A 23,043-nucleotide genomic window follows, 5' to 3' on the forward strand; every position below is an offset into this window, starting at 1 on the left:
ACATATGATTGTATTAAATTAACATCATCATTTCTATATTATCTATAATCTTATATATATCAAATTTAACTTTACAATATTGTTTTAATTCTTCACTGCCTATCATAAATCTATATGTTTTAATAAGATTGACAGCTTCATCTACACAACTACATATAAATTTATCTTCATAAATAGTTTCTGATCCATTCCAATTAAATATTATAGGTACACATCCAGAAGCAATCCCTTCTGCAACTGAAACATGCGATCCCTCAAAATCACTAGGTGATAATATATATCCAATCTTAGTAAACCACTCATCTACATTTCTTCCAAATTCATCGAATACAACATTATCTTTCCACTCACTATTTTCAATTCTCTCAAACACATTATTATAATACAATTTTTCAGATTCATTATTATAAATCCAGTAATACTCTTTTGGATGCTTACCTTTTATATATAACTTATACCTATTATCTTTTTCCCATAGTTTTTCAAATATATCTATAGATAAGTCTAATCGCTTACTTTTAGGGCATATTCCTATCATCCCTAAATTATATTCGCTCCCTTTTAACTTATCCTTATTAAACTCATCACAATCTACATAATTGAAAATCATTTCAATCTTATATCTAGGGATATTAATAAGTCTATAAACTTCTTCAAACATATAAGGAGTTATACATATTACTTTATCTATTTTTTCTATATTAAATTCTTTATAAAACTTTGCTCTTCTTTCCTGTGAATGTATCCTAACTATTAGTTTTTGGTAATTTTTCTTATTTTTTGAATACCAAACTGCATTTCCTAGACCCCATTCACAAAATATTATATCAGCCCAACCTAAACATTCTTTACTATAGGCTTCATCGTGTTTATTATGACTTTTCCATTCATCTATTTTTACTTCGAATTTATCACTTAGCTTAAAATATTCAATAATTTTATTTATAAATTTAAAATCATGCCCTGCGAATACTAAATTAGTTTTATCTTTTTTAAATGACCATATTTTCAAATGTATACTTTTATAAACTTCTGAAAATGTATATTTTTTCACAGAATTATAAGCCATAGTTGCAGCTTTTAAATATATATCTTCATTATATAAAGCTAATTTAATTTTATCTAAAAAATCAATTTCTCCATCCTCTACAAAGAGCGGATAATCCTTTCCAAGCAAGTTTTCATACATACTAGTTTTTCTTAGTATTATAGGAATACCTGCTCGTGCATATTCTAATACTTTTGTTGATAACTCCACACTATAGTTATTATCCATTAATATGCTTCTCCAAGCTATCCCTATATCACAAGACTCCATAGCTTTGTTTGAATCTTGTCTACTTACACCCTTTAGCCAATTTATATTCGAATTATTTTGTAAAATACTAAGTATTTCTTCTTTTTTGTTATTTATATCTGAATTAAACTTATTTCCAACGACAGTTAGACTTATGCTGCTATCTGAATTAATGAGATTTTCGCATGATTTTAATATATTATAGGTATACCAATTTTCACTAAATTTACCACTATATATAAGTCTATTTTTTTTATTAATAAATTCAGGTAAATTTTCACTAAGGTTAGGTATCATTGGAGGTAGGATAATAAACTTTTCATCCGTACTTATTTGTAGAATTTTCTTAACTAGATTTTTTGATTCTTCAGTCTGTATAAACATGTATCTAGAATTATCAAATATAAATTTCAATCTTATCTTATCTTCTGTTTTTACATTTTCTACATTTTTGCTATTGTACTCTGTTATTATATAAGACATAATTTTTTTTCTTATATTTTCTATTTTACACAATTGTTCACACAATAGATTACCTCTGGCTATTATACAGTCATAGTTATTTTTATAGTCTAATTTTTCTACAAAATCTGCAGCTTCATCTACTTGCATTCTTACGCCTCTAAATTTTGTGTTTTCAAAAGGATTTATTATATTTAAATTTATTTCTTTATTTATAGATTTAATTACATTATCACTTTTTATTGGAGTTTTTAATAGGTAATCAATGTCTATATTTTCATTTTCTGATAATGTATTTATAATAGAGGTCACCCATATAGAAGAACCATCTATTATATTAATATCTATATCTCCATATATAAGAATTTTAAGCTTACTCATTCTCTCACCTACATAAATATTTTATTTAAATCATAGTTAATTGGAAATATATTTCCTAGCTCTATAAAATTATTATTATCTATACTAAATATAGGATATTGAAATAAAAAACTATATTTTATATTTTTATTGTCATCTTCATTTTGTACAGTATAATGTTTGTTTAACAATTCAAGTACAAATTTAACCTCCAAATTTTTTAATATCTCTATATCTATTATACACCTATCAATTTCCATGCTTTTTTCATAAATATATTCTCTATCTTCATTAATAAGTTCTATATTTTTATTTTTATTGCTGTAATAAGAACCTTTCCCGATTATATTTGCATCCGCATATATAGACCCTATAACCAAATCTAACATATAATTTTCACCGTATTTATTATCTAAATTTATATAAGATAAATAATCCCCATGTACTATGTTTTTTATATTTGTATAATTATTTTTTACATAATTCCCTATAAAGCATCTTATATCATTAATGTTATACTCATTTAAAGCTTGGATATATCCGTCAAAGTTTGATTCCATTATAATTATTAATTCTTTATTATCGTACACTTGGCTATCAAAAATTTTAATAGCTTCATCTATTTCATTCATGCTATTTACAAACACTATACAAGATACTTTTGCTACATTTCTTTTTATTATTAAATCCATCTTCGAAAGCATATATCTAAGCCTATCGGTATATGTGTGCTTCATCATAACTTCTCTTATCCCATTTAATGATTTTGCCTTCCATATTACACTATCTTTAAATAGTTCTTTAATTGATTCTTCTATTTTTTTATCATCTTCGCTACATATAACTATTTCACCAAGCATTTCTTTTATGCCTTTAGAATAAGTACTTACAATAGGTGTCCCACATGCAAGTCCTTCAAATACTCTTCTAGAAAACATAGTTGGTGAATATTTGACACTATTTACATTTATCATAACTTTATATCCTTTGTATGCTTTATCTATTTCATCATATTTTAGATAACCTGCAATATTTTCTATAAATCGTTTAGGAAAGTTAGTTTTAGAAGTTGTACTTTCAGGTTTATAATTTCTATCATAAATAGTTAAATTATAGTTTTTGCATATGTCTAAAAGATTTTCCATATCACGTCTTCGCTCTTCGTGTCTGTTATCGTAATACGAACCAGCAAAACAAATTCCTTCTACTCTTTCAAATTTTTTTATAGGATTATGAAGTTTAGGTTGAACTGCAAATGGCATTGTATATACGTTTTCTAATTTTTCTTTGTAATTACTTATTATATCTCTATCTGTTGTAAATACGTAATCAAACATAGTAGCAGTATCTATGAATTTTTCAAAGTGTACCGGATCTTCCTTGTTCCAAAATACTGTAGGTATTAAATTTTCATTACAATAATCAATTACTTTATATAAGTCATTTCTATTTCGATTTGGGTATTTTCCTATTTTGTATTGCCATGTATCATTATTACCTCTCCATGCAGATTCTACAAATAGTATATCTGGTTTTTCTTTTTGAAAAACATCTAACCAGTTATTTGGAGTAAAAGTTATTAAATTACATTCTTTAGATAAATTTAGTGCTGTAAATGAATCTAATATACCTGCCACTTTTAAATTTTTAATATCACTTATCTTTATATTGGTTTTATATTCAACTTTATTTGTATCTATATCATTATCTAGATTTATATTTATATTTTTTAAACTAAAGCATCCATATCCAGTTAATCGTATGGCCACTCTATAACTAATACACCTAGAATCTATAATAATATCTCTAATCTCACCGGGTTTTATAATTTCAGTTTGTATTTTTGCATTATCACAATATCCTATAAAATATAAATTAGCTGTAACTCCTTTTTCTAATTGTGCACCATATTCAAATTTATATCTATTTCCACATTTTATATCTATATTATTATTTATAGGAGGTTTACTGAAATTAGGAGTTTTTTCTTTATATACAATATATATATGATTATCTATTTTACAATCTATTGTTAACACATCATTATCCAATATATTTATGCCTGGTTTTTCTCCAATTATCCACTTATCTGATGTTGTCAACACACAAATGTCATTATCTTTCATTAAACATAGCCTCCTATTTATACAATCTTTTATACCATACAGTCTATGCTATTTAATAGCTCAAGTTTCACTTTGTTTATACATTCAATTAAATTAAATTTATCTATAGACAAGTACCTACATCCAAATTTAAATTTATCTATATAATTAACTTCAATATATTCTATTAATTTATTTATTGTCTGGTTTTTAACTACACTACTTTTAAATATACATTTATCCAAATCTAATATATCTACATATTGAAAACTCATATTTTCATTAACTATATATATATCATTATTATCTATATTTTGTTTTACTTTAAAAAAACTTTTTTTACCTATAAATTCTGCATCACTGTACAAAGTTGAATTCATTAAATCTTCAAAATAATATTTGCCATAATAATTATTTACGCTCATAATGCCTATATAATCACTCTCTATTATGCTATTTGTATTTTTATCCTTATTATCAAGTAAAATTATTTTGTTGTCCTTATTATTTTCCTTAACAAAATTATGCAATTTTTCATTATCTATAATTAAGTATAGTTTTTTATAATAATAAGTTTGACTATAATACATAATCTTAGCTTTCTCTAATTCATCTAATGAATCAATACTACTAATTATAGATAATGATGGTTTATTATTACTTGCACTTATTCCTATTTTGTTTAACATATACACTACCCTATCTTTATAGGTATGATTTCTTAGTACCTCTCTAATTCCTTTTACTACTTTTTTATCGTAGTAACTTTCATTTTTTAATCTTATAAATTCATCTTTTAATTCATCTAAATCATCACTCGCTACTACGATACCTTTAAACATATTGTTTATTCCTAATGAATAAGAACTAACGACTGGAGTACCACATGCCAACCCCTCAAATACTCTTCTTGAGAACATTGTTGGTGAATTTGTAACAGAGTTTACATTTAACATTATTTTATATCCCTTATTACATTCTTCTAGGTCATTTGCAGATAAATATCCTTTTATATATGATTTGAAATATTTCGGATACCTGTATTGAATTGAATTTAAATAATAATTTCTATCATAAATATCTAATCCTATATTATCAATCGCTAATTTCAAAATATGTTCTAAGCTTGCTCTTCTTTTGGGAAATTTATTAGTATAATAGCTTCCAGAAAAAAAAGCTTTTTCTATTCTTTTGTCATATATTTTTATAGGATTATGTATTTTAGGTTGTGCTGCAAAAGGAAGTGTATAAACATTATTATGTTTTAATTCTTTTATATATTTTTCTATGCTACACTCATCGGTAGTAAATACATAATCGAATAATTTAGCAGTTAATATAAATTGTTCAAAATGTGCTGGATCTTCTTTATTCCAAAATACAGTTGGGATATTATTTTCTCTACACCAATTTATTACTTCTTTTAATTCTTTTATATTATATTCATTTACATATTGAATCTTTTCACCCCAACTATTATTATTTCCATGCCATGCTGATTCTACTATTAAAACATGAGGCTTATTAATTGTTAAATCAATTTTCCATGTATCAGGCTTAATTTTTATCAATTTAACCATTTCTTTATAACACTCAGTTGTAAAATCATCAAATATGCAAGCTATATTTAAGTCCTTAATGTTTATAGGTGGGTAAAGTTTTAAAGATTTTATTTTGTCTTGTGAAAGAGAAGATACATTCAATTTTCTGTATATCTTAATTGTATTTATTTTAACTTTGTCAATATTAGATACTTTAATTGCTAACTTTATATAATTGCATTTATCTACATTAGTTATAACTTTAGAAGTATTTAACTTTATACTTTCTCCATATAGCTTTTTATTATCACAATATGATATTATATATAATTTAATACTACAATTATCTTCTATTTCTCCGATAAATTCTATTTTATATGTGTATTTTTCATCTATATTTATAAGTTTTTCATTCCAATTATATACTTCACTATTTTTTATATCAGTATTTATATCCTCATATAATTTGTATTCATATTCGTTCATATATCCCCTACCTTTCTATATTTAGTTTTATCTTTTGTTGATTTTCATATTTTTTATCAATCGATCTATTAAATATCTTTGTTATTTAGACCCTATTAACTTATATACAAATCCTATTTTTTCTAATTCTTCTTTATCTAAAGAATTTCTAGTATCTAATATTAAATTCCCTTCCATTGCTTTTAGTACTTTTTCATAGTTTATATCCTTAAAAACATTATGATTTACACCTATTATTAATAATTCACTACCTTGAACACATTTCATTAAATTATTCTCTATTCCTGGATAATTTTTAACATACGGATCATATATAGAAATTTCATAATTATTTTCTTTTAATATTTTGATTAACTCTATTATAGGACTTTCTCTAATATCATCTACATCAGGTTTATATGTGATCCCTAGTATGGTAATTTTCTTATTTGTGTTCTTTATTAATTTTTCTACACTATAAAACATATATGACGGCATAGAGTCATTAGTAATTCTTGATAATTTTATTATATTTGATAAATTAGGACTGCTCTCTACTAAAAACCATGGATCTACTGCAAGGCAATGTCCTCCTACTCCTGGACCAGGGTTTAGCAAGTTAACTCTAGGATGTTTATTGCTATACTCAATTACATCCCAAACATTTATATTAATATTATCGCAAATTTTAAGCAATTCATTTGAAAGTGCTATATTAACATCTCTAAAAGTATTTTCTACAAGTTTTGTCATCTCCGCAGTTTTTGTATCAGTTGTATATATATGACCTTTTACAAAACTTTTATAAATTTTAGCTATCTTAATTGCCGATTCTTCATTTATTCCTCCAACTACCCTATGATTTTCTACTAATTCTTTTAAAATTTTTCCTGGAAGAACTCTTTCTGGACAATACCCGACATATATATCTTTGCCAATTTCTAAATCTGTTTTCTCTAATATAGGCTTTATTATTTCAGTAGTTGTTCCTACTGGTGACGTAGATTCTAAAATAACTATGTCTCCTTTTTTTACATAGGAAACTATAGAATTTGTTGCATTTATTACATATCTCATATCTGCTCTTTTATTTTCATTTATAGGAGTTGGAACAGCTATTATAAATATATCTGCTTCACACGGCGTATTAAGTCCAATTAACTTTTTATTAATTACAACTTTTTTTACCAAATCATCAAGATATGGTTCTTCTATTATTATCTTTCCTTTGTTTAAGTTGTCTAAAACTTCTTTATTGGTATCAACACCTACTACATCATACCCACAGTTTGCAAGCATAGCAGCTGTTGGAAGACCTATATATCCAAGACCAACTACGCAAATTTTTTTATTCATTATGATTACTCCTAAATTAAACAATTTGTAAAACATTATACATTTCATTTATATTATGTTCTACATATTCATTTTGTTACTTACTGGCTGTATTTTAACTAGCAATAAAAATATGTAATATTACTTAATAAAACATATCACTTTTTAATTGAATATAACATATCATATTACAAACTGATTCAGTTAAAATGCTGTTTAGTTAATTTAATTTTTAATTAAAGAAGGTGATTAGTATATCTAGTTTCGAAAAGATTAATTCTACTAAATCTAGTCCTGAAAAATATTTATTGAAAGAAAAAAATCATGAAGCTTTATTTTTCAGTTCTAAATTAAATTTATATTCTATTCAAAATATAGAATCTAAAGATACTAAATCTAAAGGTATTCTAAAGCGTGTTAAGGACAGTCTTTTTAATACTAAGGTTTCTAAAGAAAATATAATCTCAGATTCTAGTTATTTAAATGTTTATTTTAATAACTGTAATTTAGAAAATTTATACACAAATGAATCTACACAACTCATCTATCATAATCTTTATGAAAATATAGACCTTGTATATTCTATTAAAGATACAATTTTAGAGGCTACATTTATATTAAAAGAAAATGCTAACCCTATGGATATTAGCATTAGCTTTGATGGAAATTGTAAAATCACTTTAGATAAAAATAAAAATTTAGAAATAAATGATTTTAACATAATAATTAATAGACCCGTATTTAAAAATACTGAAATTGATTTTGTGTTAGAAGATAATACCGTTACTTTAAAATTACAAGATCCTGTACTTACAGATATCAAACCTTTAAGTGATTCAGGTGATAATTTAGAATCTAGTGATAATATTCAAATTGATTCTATGGATTTTAATGTATTAGAAGCTGATTTAGAACTCACTGAAGAAATAGTAGCTAGAGAGCCTATTGAAAGATATTTTGTTGGCACTAGGCATCTTTTAATTCCAGTTAAAAAGTCAAAATTTAGTTATCCATTTTCAAAATCAACATCACTAATTTGTTATGCCAATTTACCAATAATTGAAGATTTATATGTATCTAGTAATATTGTCAAATACCCTTCCTTCGTTCCTGGTATTTGTCCTAGTAAAAATGTGCCTGCTTTTATATCTTATAAAAACACAAGTTTAACTCCATATATATCATATTCAATATGTTTATATTCGGTTAAAATAGATAATAACGGAGCACCTATAAGTGACATAAATGATTTAGACATATACGCTTTACAAAGTGATTCCTTCTTAGGTGATGAATTTAATTTATGCAATATAGTAAATGATTCAACACTTAAACCAGTTGATTTTCTTGTAGATCTTGATATTGAAAATGAACTTATAGTCACTCCAGTAGATACTGTTGATGATTGTTATTTATATGATATAACAGTTAATGTTAGCTTATATAAAGCTCCTCCAATAGTAATTTCTCCAGAGTATACAGGTACTCAAGAAGCTTTAAATATAGCTTTAGGAAGACCTATAGATTCTACAGAGCCTTTTTCTCCAGGAGAATTACAAAGCATTACTGTACTAGATTTCGCTAACAATAGTACTATTGATATGAGTATTTTTAAATATACACCAAATCTAATAGAACTATATATGCCTACATGTGGCATAACCAATGAAGATACTTATTTTTTACAAACACTTACAAGCTTAGAGATATTAGATTTATCAGGGAATAGTATATCTGATTTAACTTTCATAAAACCTTTAATAAATTTAAAATCACTAAATATATCTGGTAATAATATAAGCGATTTGTCACCTTTAAGCGTTCTTATTAATCTAACTACATTAAACGCTTCTTCTTCACAATCATCTACATTTAAAAGTTTACTATCTACTTTAACTAATAAAATAATAAATGTAGAACCAATCGCTAGCCTTGTTAATCTTGTAGAATTAAATTTATCAGGTAACGATATAGTTGACATAACGCCTTTAGTAAACCTTTTAAAATTAGAGAGTCTTGATATATCAAGTAACAAAATAAGCAATATTTCTTCGCTTAATGTTTTAACTCTTTTAACTTATTTCAATGCACAAAGCCAAGTAGTAGACTTACCTCCTTTATTACCTGTAGTTGATAATGATTTTATACTTGATTTGGCATTCCTACAGGATATAGATTCTTCAACTCCATGTATTGGCCATGTATCAAATAATGGATACTGTTCTTCAGCTGATAGCTGTGATTGTGTAAGTCTTGTTTGGGAAAATATACTAGTAGATACGAATGCTTCCTTTGATTTTAGCCACGAAATTATTGGTAGTGATATTAGTAATTTTTCTGGTAGAGTGAATGTACTTTTACAAATTACACCGTAAACAATTTAATAATTATTAATACAAAAGCATTGATTGAAACTATATCAATGCTTTTGTATTTTTAGTATTATAAGGAGATTTTTTATGAAGAAGGATGGTTTCTCCATTATTACTGTAACAAATAGAAATTATTGTATAGAAAATATAATAAACAATTACTACAATCAAAATTTTCAAAATAAAGAACTTATTATCATTATAAATAATGACAATATGACTCTAAAAGATTTTTCTAACTATATTTCTATAAATTCAAAAATTATGATATATAAGCTTGAAGAAAAAATTTCATTAGGAGAATGTTTAAATTTTGGAGTTAGCAGGTCTAATTATAATTTAATAGCTAAATTTGACGATGATGATTATTATGGGCAATACTACTTGAATGAAGCTTATAGAGCTTTTTTAACTTATTCGTGCTATGTTGTTGGTAAAAATAAGACTTATTATTACCTCCAAGATTCTAATAAGCTAATACTTAAAAATGATGGTATAGAAAATGGATATACTTCTTCTATAATGGGGTCTACTATTTGTTTTGATAAAAAAATTTTTAATAAATTAAAGTTTAGAGATATCTCCGTTAAAGAAGACCTTTATTTTAATAATGATTGTATAAAAAATGGATATAACATTTATTCTACAACCCCTTTTAATCACATAGTTTTTAAGCATGCTGATAACAATAAGCATACTTTCTTATACAATATGAAAATTTTAATAAGTAAATGCAAGGATATCAAACTTAATACTACTCTTGAAGATTGTATAAATATTATAAATTTTGATATAATTAATCCATAATATTCAATTTATAATTTTTTTTATTATTATATACTGTAAATATGTTATAAATATAACATATTTACCATCTCAAAAAAATAAAAACAACTATTTTATAAAATATAAATATAGTTGCTATTATTTTTTCTTTTTTATTTTCACACATTTTTTCTTTACTTTAACGCTTCTAGGCAAATCCGACACTAAAGTCTCATCTGCTGTGACAATAGAAGAATCTACAGCTGCGTTACCTGTATTGGACATATTATTTTTTGCTTGTTCTCTTTGTCTAATTCCCCTCTTTGTTCTAACTAAAGCTAAATCTGATGACATCATACTAAAAAATACTATTAATAAATCTAAGTCTGAATCATTTAAATCCTCAGATATAGCATAAGCTGCTACTGAAGCTAGCAATACATAATCTGCATATGATATGTTTTTTAGTCCTAAATCTAGTTGCTTATTTGTACTACATTTTGACGAATTATTTTTATCTATATTTTTAGTGCATTTATTAGTGGTAGACTTTGATTTAGAACATTTAGTCTTTATTTTTTTAGTATTTTTATTATCCATAAATAAATATTGCTCCCTTTAAAATAAATACTTCAATACTAAATTATATTCAATTGTATTATATTTACCACAAATTTATACTATGAATATAACCCTAATCAAATTTTTTATTGATTAAGATTATCTGACCAAAAATTTTGTGGTTTTTGGCTCTCATCTATTGGTAAAAGTTCATATCCCTCATTTACTAAATATACTAATATCTTATCTAGTGCTTCTACTGTTTGTTGCTTTTCATGTATTAAAATAACTACTTTATTTTTATTTTGAGTATAATTTTTAACATTTTGTATTATTTGGTTAGAACTAAATTTCCAATCTTCAGTATCTATATTCCAATCCCAAAGCTTATATCCTGATTCTACTAAATTTTCATATGATTTACTTGGTGTATATGGCTTACTTCCATATGGCAATCTTATTAATTTAGATTCCTTACCTGTTATTTCATAAAAAGTTTTCATGTTTATATCAAATTCGTCTTTTGCAGAATTACAGTCTTTGTATAACTTATTTATATCATGAGAAACAGTATGAAATCCTGCAGTATTTCCATTTTCAATTATACTTTTTACTTGATCTGGGTAATTTTTCATATTCCTATCTATCATAAAAAATGTTGCTTTAGCATTGTGTTTATTTAGGATTTTTATTATCCTTTCAGTATATTTAGATGGTCCATCATCAATAGTTATATATGCAATTTTTCTTTGATTATTATATTCTTCATTATAAGCGCATACCACTTTGACATTACATACTATCGTACCTATTGCTATTACTCCACCACTTAATATTATTTTTAATTTTTTCTTCATTATGCTATTCATTATTGTTCCTCCTGTGCATGACTTTAAGTTATATTGTATATTTTGGGAACGTCTTTTTTATTTATTTTTACTTTGTTCTTTATATAGTATTAGTTAATTTTCTTGTTTTATCACATATATATTAATTTTTTTAATTAATATATATAAAAAAACTCAAAGCTTTCACTTTGAGTTTTATATATATATCTATGCTGTTTTTCTTGAACCTTCTTCTTTGTTTTTCTTAACCATATAATTGTAAACTGGTATACCTATTGCAGTTACTATAAGTCCTCCTACAGATACCATAGTAGTTTCCATACCTGCTAAGAATAATTGATTTACTACAACGAATAATCCACTGAATATTGCTATTAATGGTATTATTGGATATAGAGGCACTTTATATGGTCTGTGTAAGTTTGGTTGATCTTTTCTTAATTTTATAACACCTATAAATGTTAATACATAGAATATCCATATAGCAAATATAGCTAAGTCACTTAATAAGTTAAATTGTCCAGATAAAGCATATATTGAAGATAATCCTGCTATTAATAATATTGAGTTAGCTGGTGCTTGAGCTCCGTTTAACTTTGATAAAGACTTATGTCCTGGTAAAGTTTTTTGCTCTGCTAAAGTATAAGCAACTCTAGAACCTGTTAAAGTAAATCCATTTAATGTTCCAAATACTGATATTAATATCCCAACAGTTATTATTTTTCCGCCAACTGGTCCAAATATAGCTTCTGCTACTGCTGCTGCTGGTGCTGAGTAAGTTGCTAATTCACTAGCTGGTAATACCCAAAGGTATGCTAAGTTTATTGTTAAATAAACTGCCATAACTACTGTTAATCCACCAACTATAGCCTTAGGTAAATCTTTACCTGGATTTTTCATCTCTCCAGCTAAAGCTCCAACATTTATCCATCCATCATAAGCAAATAATATAGCTATTAATACTTGTCCTATTACACTACCTACATTAACACCTTCTCCAACAAGAGGAGTTAATATTTCATTTTGTCCTGATCCTTTAATGAATCCAAATACCATTATTAATATAAGAGGTATTAACTTGCATAGTGTAGATACAGTTTGTATAGCTCCACCTGTTTTAGATCCTAAAGTATTTAATGCTGCTACTAATAATATAATTCCAACTGCTATCGGAAGCATTAAAGAAGGTTTTCCTATTAAAGTTACTGCTTGTTCTGCAAATATAACTCCTAATGCTGCTATTGTTCCTGGGAAGAACAATACAGTTTGCATCCACCCTGTTAAAAATCCTAATCTATCTCCGTAGATTTCTTTGATGTATATCATCATTCCACCAGTTTTAGGTATTGCTGCTGAAACTTCTGCTGCAGTAAGTCCTGCTGTTATAGTTATAATTCCTGCTAGTACCCATGCTATTACTCCTAATCCTGGTTCTCCACCTGTTGACATATAAACTGACTGAGGTTTGAAGAATACTCCCGCTCCTATTACCATACCAACAACAGTTGATAAAGCTGCAGACATTCCAAGAGTTTTTTGAAGTTGATTATTTTCCATGTCGTTCTCCTTAGATATATGATTTTATTATTTCATTTTACATTTTTAATTATAATGCATTTTTAATTACTTTCAATACATTTTTTTCTATTTTTCGACATGTTTTTTCTTGTTTTTATTTTTTTGACATAATACCACCACTATCTTTTATTTTTTTAAATTTTCAATATTTTCTTTCAATTGATATTTTTTATTAAACGCTGTTATTTCCTTATTTTTTGTACTTAATTTATAATTTATATTTTAATATATATTTGAATCCTGTTGTGAAAAATGTTTTCCTATTATTTTTTTCAATATATAAATTTTATTAAATTTTAAAATGTATCAAGTTTTTTTATCAATTTCTTAATTTTATAAACTAATACTAATACTTTTTAGATATAAAAATAAAACTATATAGTAAAATTACCATATAGCTTTACTTTTATTAATACTTCATGGAGTGTATTATATCATCTATTTTTCCTTCAGCTTTATCTATAGCTTCTTTTTTCTCTTGTTCTGTAAATCCTGTCCCATCTACTAATAATTCTTCAAATTTCTTAATTCCCATAAATTTAATTATATTCTCTACATAATTTACACCTTTATTCATCACAGGTTTTAATATCCATGGAATATGACCTCCTGATGATTGAATGTATACTACTGTTCTATCTATATCATTTAAAAGACCTTCTGGCTTTCCACTATCAAATGTTATTGTCTTTTGATCTTGCATTATACAATCTATATATTCTTTAAGTGGTGCAGGGAATGATAAACTCCACATTGGTGCTGCTATTACATATACATTAGTATCTACAAATTGATCACACAGGTCCCTTATTTTTTGTATTTCTTTTCTATCTTTATCATTTAATTGTTTTGCATCTTCTTCTTTTATTATGCAATTTCGTTTTTCAAAATATTTGTATTCAAGTCTTGGTATATGCTCTTTATACAAATCTAATTCTTCTACTTTAAAATCTTTATTTTGCTCTAAGAATCTATTTATAAATTTCCTAGCTACTGTTTTACTAGCTGATAGGTCCTCTGGTTTTGAATTAACACTTATGTAAAGTAATTTTTTCATAAATTTACCTCTTTTCATATTTTACTATTATTATTTACAGGATGTTTTTTTTTATTCTATGTTTAAATAGCAAAAAGAACGCTGATAAAAGCTATCAGCGTTCCATTTTTATTAATATAAATCTAGCATAAATCTATAACTTGAACTTGGTAAACAACTGTTATTATTTGACCAGGTACCATAGTATTTAAATTAAATCCAGCTGATGGATTGTAAGTTGGTTGACTTACACCATTTATAGTTACACTCCCTAAAACAAATATTGAGTTATGAGGAGTTGGATCTAAGAATACTACATTAGTAGCATTTATATTACCTGTATTTACTAAAGTAACTGTATAAGTCAATTTTTCACCTATCGTAGCGTACTGTTTATTTACTGCTTTAGTTACACTTAAATTACCTACTGCTATATTAGTTGTTACAGTATTTGAATAAGTTGTATCACTATATGGTGCTTGTTTTGGATCTACTACATATTTAAATGTGATAACAGCTTGATTTGTTACTGCATTTGTTGGTGGAACTGAAACTACATCAGCAGTGAATTCTACTATTACAACATCCCCTATCGCTATATCAGGAATGTTAAATCCAACTGTAGGATCAAATGATGGCTTACTTACTCCATTAATTTTCACAGTTCCAGTTTTAAATGTTGCACCTGTTGATGGTGTATCTTGGAAGAATACATCACTATCTATAACATTACCTACGTTTGTTAATGTTACTGTATAAGTTAAAGTATCTCCTATTGTAGCTATTGGTTTATCTACAGTTTTAACTGCATTTATCTTACCTAAAACTACATTAGTTGTTACAAGATTACTATCTTGAGTATAACTTATTGGTGTTGACGTAGGATCTATTTTATAACTAAATTGAGCTTGTGAAGTATTTGTTACATATGCAGGTATTGGTAATGAATTTATCTTAGCATCAAATGTTACAGTTACAGTTTGACCTGGAGCTAAATCTGACAATCCAAATCCAGTATTTGGATTTAACTCAGGGTATAATACATTATTGATTCTTACTGTTCCAGATACATAAGTCAATGCTATTTGCAATATATCTGAAAATAATATATTAGTTGCATTTACATTACCTGTATTAGTTATTGTAGATGCATAAGTTACAGTATCATTAACTTTAGCATACATCTTATCTACAGATTTTACATTCGATAAACTACCTATATTTATATTAGTAGTTACCGTATTTGATATTGTAGATATTGGATAATCAGATTCTTCTGGATCTACTTTGTATACTCCATTTGTTGTTGCATAGTTAGCTACTTGTGGTGGTGATGGTAGTGTATTTACTATTGCTTGAAATTGAACTAGTGAAGTTAATCCAGCTAAAAGATTATTTGGTAAATTAAATCCAGCTATAGGATCATATGTTGGATAACTTACTCCATCTATTACTACAGTACCAGCTTTAAATACAGCACCATTTGATAAAACATCATTAAAGAATAATTGAGATATAGTTGTATTACCAGTATTTTTTACTAATATAGCATAGTTCAAAGTATTTTGTAATGTTGCATATAATTTATCTACTGTTTTAGTATCAGTTAAACTAGGCATTATTATTATAGTCATTACTGTGTTAGATTGAACAGACTTACTATAATATGACCCATTTGGATCTATTTTATATTGGAATGTTCCTACTGCGTAGTTTAGTACTGAGTCATGAGTTGGTTGTTGTATAACAGTAGCTGTAAATACCACTGTTACAGAGCTTAGAGGTGATATAGTTCCTAAACTAAATCCTATGTTAGGATCATAGTCTGGATACGTTGTACCATCTATTTTTACAGATCCTGGATTAAATGTTACATCAGATTGTAAATTATCTGTAAATCCTACAGTTGTTGCATCAACATTACCATTATTGCTTACAACAACTGTATAAGTTAATACATCACCCTTAGTAGCATATCCTTTATTAACACTCTTAGTAAGATTTAATGATCCTAAGTTTATTTGAGTAGTGACAGTATTTGAATTAATTTGTGAAAGTATATCAGAACCATTAGGATCTATGCGATAAGCAAAAGTAAGTTCAGCTGTATTGCTTACTAATGACAGTGTTGGTAATGAAGTTACAGTCGCCTCAAATTTAACAACTGCACTATCTCCAGAAACTATATTTCCTATAGTAAAACTTGCATACGGATTATATGATGGGTAAGCTACATTATTTATAGTTACTGATCCATCTACAAAAGTTAATCCATTTGGTATGACATCTCTAAAGTTTACATTTTTAGCAAGTACGTTCCCATTATTTAATATATTAACCGTATAAGTTAACACATCTCCTATAGTAGCATATGCTTTGCTAACTGACTTAGTAGCACTTAATGAACCTACATTTACTACTGTAGTTACTGTATTAGTTATACCTTCTACTACAACTGGTTGGTTAGCTGGATCTATATAATATTTATACTGCCCTGAAGCATAGTTGTAGATAACGTAGTCTAGTGGTAAAGTCTGGACTGTTACTGCAAATGAAACAGTAGTACTTCCATATCCAGGTATATCATCTAAACTAAATCCTGTATTTGGATTATACCCAGGCTTACTTACACCATTAACTACTACTGATTCAGGTATAAAGCTAGCATTTACTTGAACTATATCTTGGAAAAACAAATCAAAGCAATTGGCATTACCTTCATTGTTTATAGTTATAGTATAGTTTAGAGTATTTCCTATTGTTGCATATGCTTTATCTACTACTTTTGTTGCATTTATTTTCCCTATTTTAATAAGAGTTGTAACCTTATTAGAAGTAGCTGTCATAGTTACAGGATTATCACTTGGTGTTAACTTATAAGTGAATGTTGTATCAGCAGTATTTTCAACCTTACCACTTACTGGTAGAGAATCAACATGAATGCTAAAAACTACTGTATGATATTGGTTTGGTTCTAAATCAGATAAAATAAATCCTTCATCTGGATTAAACATTAGTTTTGGTATTCCATCTACTACTACACTTCCTGTGTTAAATGAAGTTGAAGGAGGCATTAAGTCTTTAAAATTTAAACTTGTTGCATTTACTGAACCAGTATTTTTTATAACTACATCGTAATTTAAATTATCTCCAACTGTAGCATATAATGCATTTACAGATTTAGTAAGAGTTAATTCTCCTGTTGCGACATAAGTTTGTGTAGTATTAGTATTAATAGCTGCAGTTATAACATCTTCTCCTACAGTATATTCATAATCTATAGTAGCAAAGTTGTAGATTGTATTATTAGCAGGTCTACTAGCTACTGTAGCTTGGAAGATTATTGTTATAGTTGTGTTTGGTGCTATATCATCTAGTGGGAATCCATCACTTGGGCTATATCCAGGTTTTTGAGTTCCATTTACATATACAGAGTCTGTTACAAATATTATATGAGAATCGAGTATATCTTGAAAAAGGACTGTCTGTGCTGGAACATTTCCACCATTATTTATATCTATAGTAAAGTTTAAAGTATCTCCTATTTTAGCTATTGACTTATCTACATATTTATTAGCAGATATTATAGTGTCATATACATAAACTGTAGTTGTATTAGATGTTTTTGTCTTAGTCGTAGGGCTTGTGTTTGGATCTACATAATAAGAATAATCTACATCAGCTTTATTTAATAACTTATTATCTACTGGTAAAGTATTAGCTGTTACTGTAAAACTAATTGTTGTTTGATTTCCTACTGATATATCATCTAATGTAAATCCAGTGTTAGGGTCATAATTAGCTTTATTAACAGCATTTACATATACTGAACCTATGTTAAATGAAGATTCTGATTGAATTATATCTTTGAAATACAAACTCTTTAATATAGTGTTACCGGTATTAGCTACAACAAAATTATAAGTTATAACATTAGTTAATCTAGCTATAGTTCTATCAGTAACTTTAGTTATAGTTAAGTTACCCATATTTATATAAGTCGTTACTGTATTACTTGTTGCGCTTGCTAAGATTGATACTCCATTTGGATCTATTTTATATTGATAGTTTACTACAGATGAGTTTGTTATATACCCATCACCTGGTACACTATCTATAGTTACATCAAAAGTTACCGTTACAGATGATCCAGGCATTATAGTTCCTAATGGAAATCCAGCATTAGGGACATACTCTGGATATGTTGTTGATCCTATTTTTACAGTTCCGGCTACAAAAGTTGTATGACTTGGTACATTATCTATAAAATTAGTACTAGTTATATCTACATTACCGTTGTTGGCTATTACTGAAGTATAAGTTAATGTGTCTCCTACTGTTGCATAAATTTTATTTACACTCTTAGTATTAGTTACAGCCATCATTTTTACATTTGTTGTAACTGTATTACTTGTTAAGCTTCCATCAATGTAAGGTAGTGATGGGCTTAATTGATATTTAAAATTGATGTTAGCGCTATTATTAATTTGTGTAGATGTTGGAACACTAGTTACTGTTGCCTTAAACATTACAACAACGTTTCCACCAGGTAATACATTATTTATTATAAATCCTGTGTTTGGATTAAATCCTGGCTTACTTACGCCATCTATAATTACAGAATCTGCTACAAATGTAGCTCCATTTGGTATTATATCTTTAAAGCTAACATTTGTTAGAGGTACTGTGCCATTGTTAGCTGCTATAACTTCATAATTTAAAATATCTCCTACTGTTGCATAATACTTATCTACGGATTTAGTCAATGTTGCTAAATAAGTGTTTATTACTGTAGTAACAGTATTACTTGTTTTAGTCTCAGTTACAGGTTCATCATTTGGATCTATATAATAACTATACGATGTTGTCGCATTATTTTTGATAGTGTTTGGAGTTGGCAAGCTATCAACAGTTACTTTAAATTGAACTGTTACAACCTGACCTACAACCATCGTTCCTAATGTGAATCCTGTTTGAGGGTTATAAGCTGGTTTACTTATTCCATTTACCATTACAGAACCAGGTACAAAAGTTGCCTCAGATTGAATTATATCTGCAAATAATGTATTAAATGCATTTGCATTCCCTGTATTAGTTGCTGTAAATGAATAAGTTAAAGTTTCTCCTACACCTGCATATGACTTATCTACATTTTTTACTAAAGCTATTGATGCATAAGGATCATAAGTTTTAACTATATTAGAATATACAGTGTCAGTTACTACTGGGCTACTTGGAATTTGTTGATAGCTAAGTGTAACTTCTGACATATTTGGTATATATCCAACTGGCGTATTAGATATTATAGAAACTCCAAATACTATTGTAGTAGTATCTCCAGGATGCATAGTTCCTATTGGAAATTGTGTACTTGGGTTATATTCTGGATGATTAACACCATTAACATATACACTTCCTGGATAGAATGATAAATAAACACCAAGGAAATCCACAAATTTCATATCAGTTAAAGGCACAGTTCCTGTATTTTGTATAACTGTTGTATAAACAATATAATCTCCAGGTTTTGCATAAGATTTGTCTACAGATTTAGTTACACTGTATCCTGCTTTATTTATAATAGTTTGCACTATATTACTGTATACTGCACTTGTCAATATACTTCCATTAGGGTCCGGTTTGTAACTATATACCACATCAGATTGGTTATATACTATATTTGGGTTAGGAACAGTATCGACCTTAGCTTTATAAGTTACTTCTATTGTTCCACCTGAGCAAATAGTTCCAAGAGTAAATCCTTGATTTGGGTTATATGCTGGATAAGGTATTCCATTTATAGATACCGAACCAGACACAAAAGATGTCTCTGCTTGTATATTAGATAAAAATACTGTGTTTGTAGCATTTATATTTCCATTATTACTTACATTTACTTTGTAATATAAAGTGTCTCCTACAATCGCATATGCCTTATCCACGCTTTCAACAATATTCATACATACGTAGTTTGCTATTGTATCAACTTTATTAGAATCTTTTTCTACTTCTATAACAGTGCTTCCTTGTGATATTTGGTACTTAAATGGTACTTGAGCTATATTTTCTATTAAATCAGCAGGATTAATTTCATTTACTAAGACTTTATACTCTACATTTGTAGTTTGCTGAGCATTTATAGGATCTGGCAATATAAATCCGTCAAAAGGATTTAATGTTGGTTGTATAGTTCCATTTGTTTTAACACTACCACTAACAAACGTAGCACCTGGTACTGTCGGCTCTAATACTTGAACACTTGATGCAGGTAAATTTCCTATATTAGTTAAACTTAGTGTATAAGTCACTGTATCTCCTACATTAGGATAATTATTATTATTGCATCTTTCACCAATTATATCTATATATTGAACTTGTATAGATGTAATATTACTAAATATAGTTTTTTCTCTTAAATATCCATATTGATTAAATACATATCCAAAAGTTATAGTAGATACATTACTTACTTTTGTAGATGCAGGTAATGAATTAACTATAGATTGGAATACTATTTCAGTACTGCTTCCAACAGGTAAGTCAGGTAATAAAATACCTACTGTTGGATCATAATTAGGATAAGCTACTCCGTCTATAACTACAGTTTCAGGTACAAATGAGCAATTTTGATTAACCTTATCTTGGAAGAACATATCTTTTGCAATTTCTGTACCTATATTGGCTATATCAATTGTGTAAGTTACAGTTTCCCCTACATTCATTGTAGTTTTTGAAGCTAATTTTACAATACTCAATAATCCATCTTGAACTATTACTTCCATAGAATTAGTGCTAGCATAATTTGTAATAGTATCTATACCTGAATTAAATTGATAACTATAGTTTGCTAATTGGTGTAATAATCCTCCTGACGGTACTGAATTTATCCTAACTGTAAATAATACATTTGTAATACCTTTAGCTGCAACAGTTCCAACATTGATTCCACTAGCTATATTTGCTGTAGGATTAGATGCACCATTTATTGTAACTGAACCTGGAATAAATGAAGTTGATGAATTTAATACAGCAGATAATATAACGTTATTTGCATCTACACTACCATCATTTTTTATTTGGACTGCATAAACTAATGGCTCTCCAACTTCAACATTATATTCGCTGTCTCCATCTATATCATACGCATCTAATACTGCTGTTATATCAGGAGCTTGTGCTTTTACTTGTGCACCTAAGGCTACTAATTGAATTCCATCTCCACTTCCACTTTCTGTTATTTGTCCTGCTAACAGTGTTTGGTTTGTTACTAATGTATTTGATATGTCAACATTTGTTATATCCCATTTGTTTCTTCCATTTAATGTTTGCGTTGGTACAAATCCATCATTATTATGAGTACCGTTAGTACCATTTATATTTAAAAGCCCATTGTTAGAACTCAGAGGATCAGCTACATTTATAACTCCTGAGAAAAAGCTATTTCCTGCATTGTTTGGTGCTGTTGATGGATTAGGATTTGGACTATATACAGAATTACCTATATTATATAATTGTGCAAAAGACTGACCTGCATATACGAATTCTTGACCGTTTAAAGGCTCTCCATTAGCACAAGATAAGAATACACTACCTTTTAATTGATCTTGTTGTGAACTAGTCGTAAATCCTGCAAGAGTTGTTTGTAATGGCGTATCTGGGGTTGCTGCAAATATACCAGAAGTATAAAGAATTTTTTGAGGTGAGAAAGCATTGTTTCTATATATTACTACTAATGACCATCCAGCTCTTGAATTACTTAGCCCCGTGTCTGGTAAACTTGTAGGAACTTTAGATACAGTATAACTTCCTGATAAAGAATCTTTTATATAATTTGTTACATCTGCTGCTCTATATCTATCTATACTTCCTGATATTGCGCTATAGCTATCTGTATATTGAGGTGTTATTTGATAACTGCCTTTTGATGTAGTAAATGTTATTGGGTTATCTTGTATACTTCTAAGATCTAATGTTCCTTGAACATTGCTTTTTACAGTAGAATACCATACAAGCTCAGCATATAATATTGTACTATTTGATAATATATTTAAGTTCGCAGTACTTCCTGCTTCTGAATAATCCCTTGTAGTGCTACCATCTGGTTTAATCATACTTGAAGTATTATTTTCTGTAGCAGTTGTACTACCACATACTACTAAACTATTTCCTGTGGCCACTAATATGGCCTTATCTATTACGGAAAAACGAGGTGTTAAAGACACTTTTTGTCCTCCTTAAAATTTTAATAATATTTTATTTTTTTGTATACGGCCTTATTTTTTACATGAAGCGGCCTTAATCTATAATATTAAAATATT

The 23,043-nt window shown here is 27.4% G+C and carries 11 protein-coding genes; 2 read left to right on the forward strand and 9 right to left on the reverse strand.

Features of this window, described 5'->3' with window-relative positions; genetic code table 11:
• Window positions 1–13 precede the first annotated feature (13 nt).
• From QOZ84_RS09615 to QOZ84_RS09630, 4 genes are all read right to left on the reverse strand, one after another.
• Window positions 14–2,140: a glycosyltransferase gene (locus tag QOZ84_RS09615; protein WP_284132747.1), complete on the reverse strand. Its 2,127-nt coding sequence runs from the start codon at window positions 2,138–2,140 to the stop codon at window positions 14–16.
• Between the two features lie 8 nt (window positions 2,141–2,148).
• Window positions 2,149–4,245: a CgeB family protein gene (locus tag QOZ84_RS09620; RefSeq protein ID WP_284132748.1), complete on the reverse strand. Its 2,097-nt coding sequence runs from the start codon at window positions 4,243–4,245 to the stop codon at window positions 2,149–2,151.
• A 29-nt stretch (window positions 4,246–4,274) separates the two neighbouring features.
• Window positions 4,275–6,251: a CgeB family protein gene (locus tag QOZ84_RS09625; protein WP_284132749.1), complete on the reverse strand. Its 1,977-nt coding sequence runs from the start codon at window positions 6,249–6,251 to the stop codon at window positions 4,275–4,277.
• An 81-nt stretch (window positions 6,252–6,332) separates the two neighbouring features.
• Window positions 6,333–7,586 carry a nucleotide sugar dehydrogenase gene (locus QOZ84_RS09630; protein WP_284132750.1) on the reverse strand — a complete coding sequence of 418 codons (1,254 nt, stop codon included), beginning with the start codon at window positions 7,584–7,586 and terminating at the stop codon, window positions 6,333–6,335.
• A gap of 287 nt (window positions 7,587–7,873) precedes the next feature.
• Here QOZ84_RS09630 and QOZ84_RS09635 point away from each other — a divergent pair, with 287 nt between their 5' ends.
• Both QOZ84_RS09635 and QOZ84_RS09640 read left to right on the forward strand, forming a co-directional pair.
• Window positions 7,874–9,940, forward strand: coding sequence for a leucine-rich repeat domain-containing protein (locus tag QOZ84_RS09635; protein ID WP_284132751.1), 2,067 nt, complete (start codon window positions 7,874–7,876; stop codon window positions 9,938–9,940).
• A gap of 84 nt (window positions 9,941–10,024) precedes the next feature.
• Window positions 10,025–10,744: a glycosyltransferase gene (locus tag QOZ84_RS09640; RefSeq protein ID WP_284132752.1), complete on the forward strand. Its 720-nt coding sequence runs from the start codon at window positions 10,025–10,027 to the stop codon at window positions 10,742–10,744.
• Window positions 10,745–10,861: 117 nt separating this feature from the next.
• On the opposite strand, the gene QOZ84_RS09645 is transcribed toward QOZ84_RS09640, so the two are convergent.
• From QOZ84_RS09645 to QOZ84_RS09665, 5 genes are all read right to left on the reverse strand, one after another.
• On the reverse strand, window positions 10,862–11,302 hold the full coding sequence (locus tag QOZ84_RS09645; RefSeq protein WP_284132753.1) for a hypothetical protein: 441 nt from the start codon (window positions 11,300–11,302) through the stop codon (window positions 10,862–10,864).
• 107 nt (window positions 11,303–11,409) lie between these two features.
• Window positions 11,410–12,132, reverse strand: coding sequence for a polysaccharide deacetylase family protein (locus QOZ84_RS09650; protein WP_284132754.1), 723 nt, complete (start codon window positions 12,130–12,132; stop codon window positions 11,410–11,412).
• A 186-nt stretch (window positions 12,133–12,318) separates the two neighbouring features.
• Window positions 12,319–13,668, reverse strand: coding sequence for an APC family permease (locus QOZ84_RS09655; RefSeq protein WP_284132755.1), 1,350 nt, complete (start codon window positions 13,666–13,668; stop codon window positions 12,319–12,321).
• 430 nt (window positions 13,669–14,098) lie between these two features.
• A complete protein-coding gene (locus QOZ84_RS09660; protein ID WP_284132756.1) occupies window positions 14,099–14,746 on the reverse strand; it encodes an FMN-dependent NADH-azoreductase in 648 nt (215 codons plus the stop codon).
• A 122-nt stretch (window positions 14,747–14,868) separates the two neighbouring features.
• The gene (locus QOZ84_RS09665; RefSeq protein WP_284132757.1) at window positions 14,869–22,947 is read right to left on the reverse strand and encodes a DUF7507 domain-containing protein; all 8,079 of its coding nucleotides are present in this window, start codon (window positions 22,945–22,947) and stop codon (window positions 14,869–14,871) included.
• Window positions 22,948–23,043: the final 96 nt, after the last annotated feature.

It is taken from the genome of Romboutsia sedimentorum (genome assembly GCF_030131845.1).
GTDB lineage: Bacteria > Bacillota > Clostridia > Peptostreptococcales > Peptostreptococcaceae > Romboutsia_D > Romboutsia_D sedimentorum.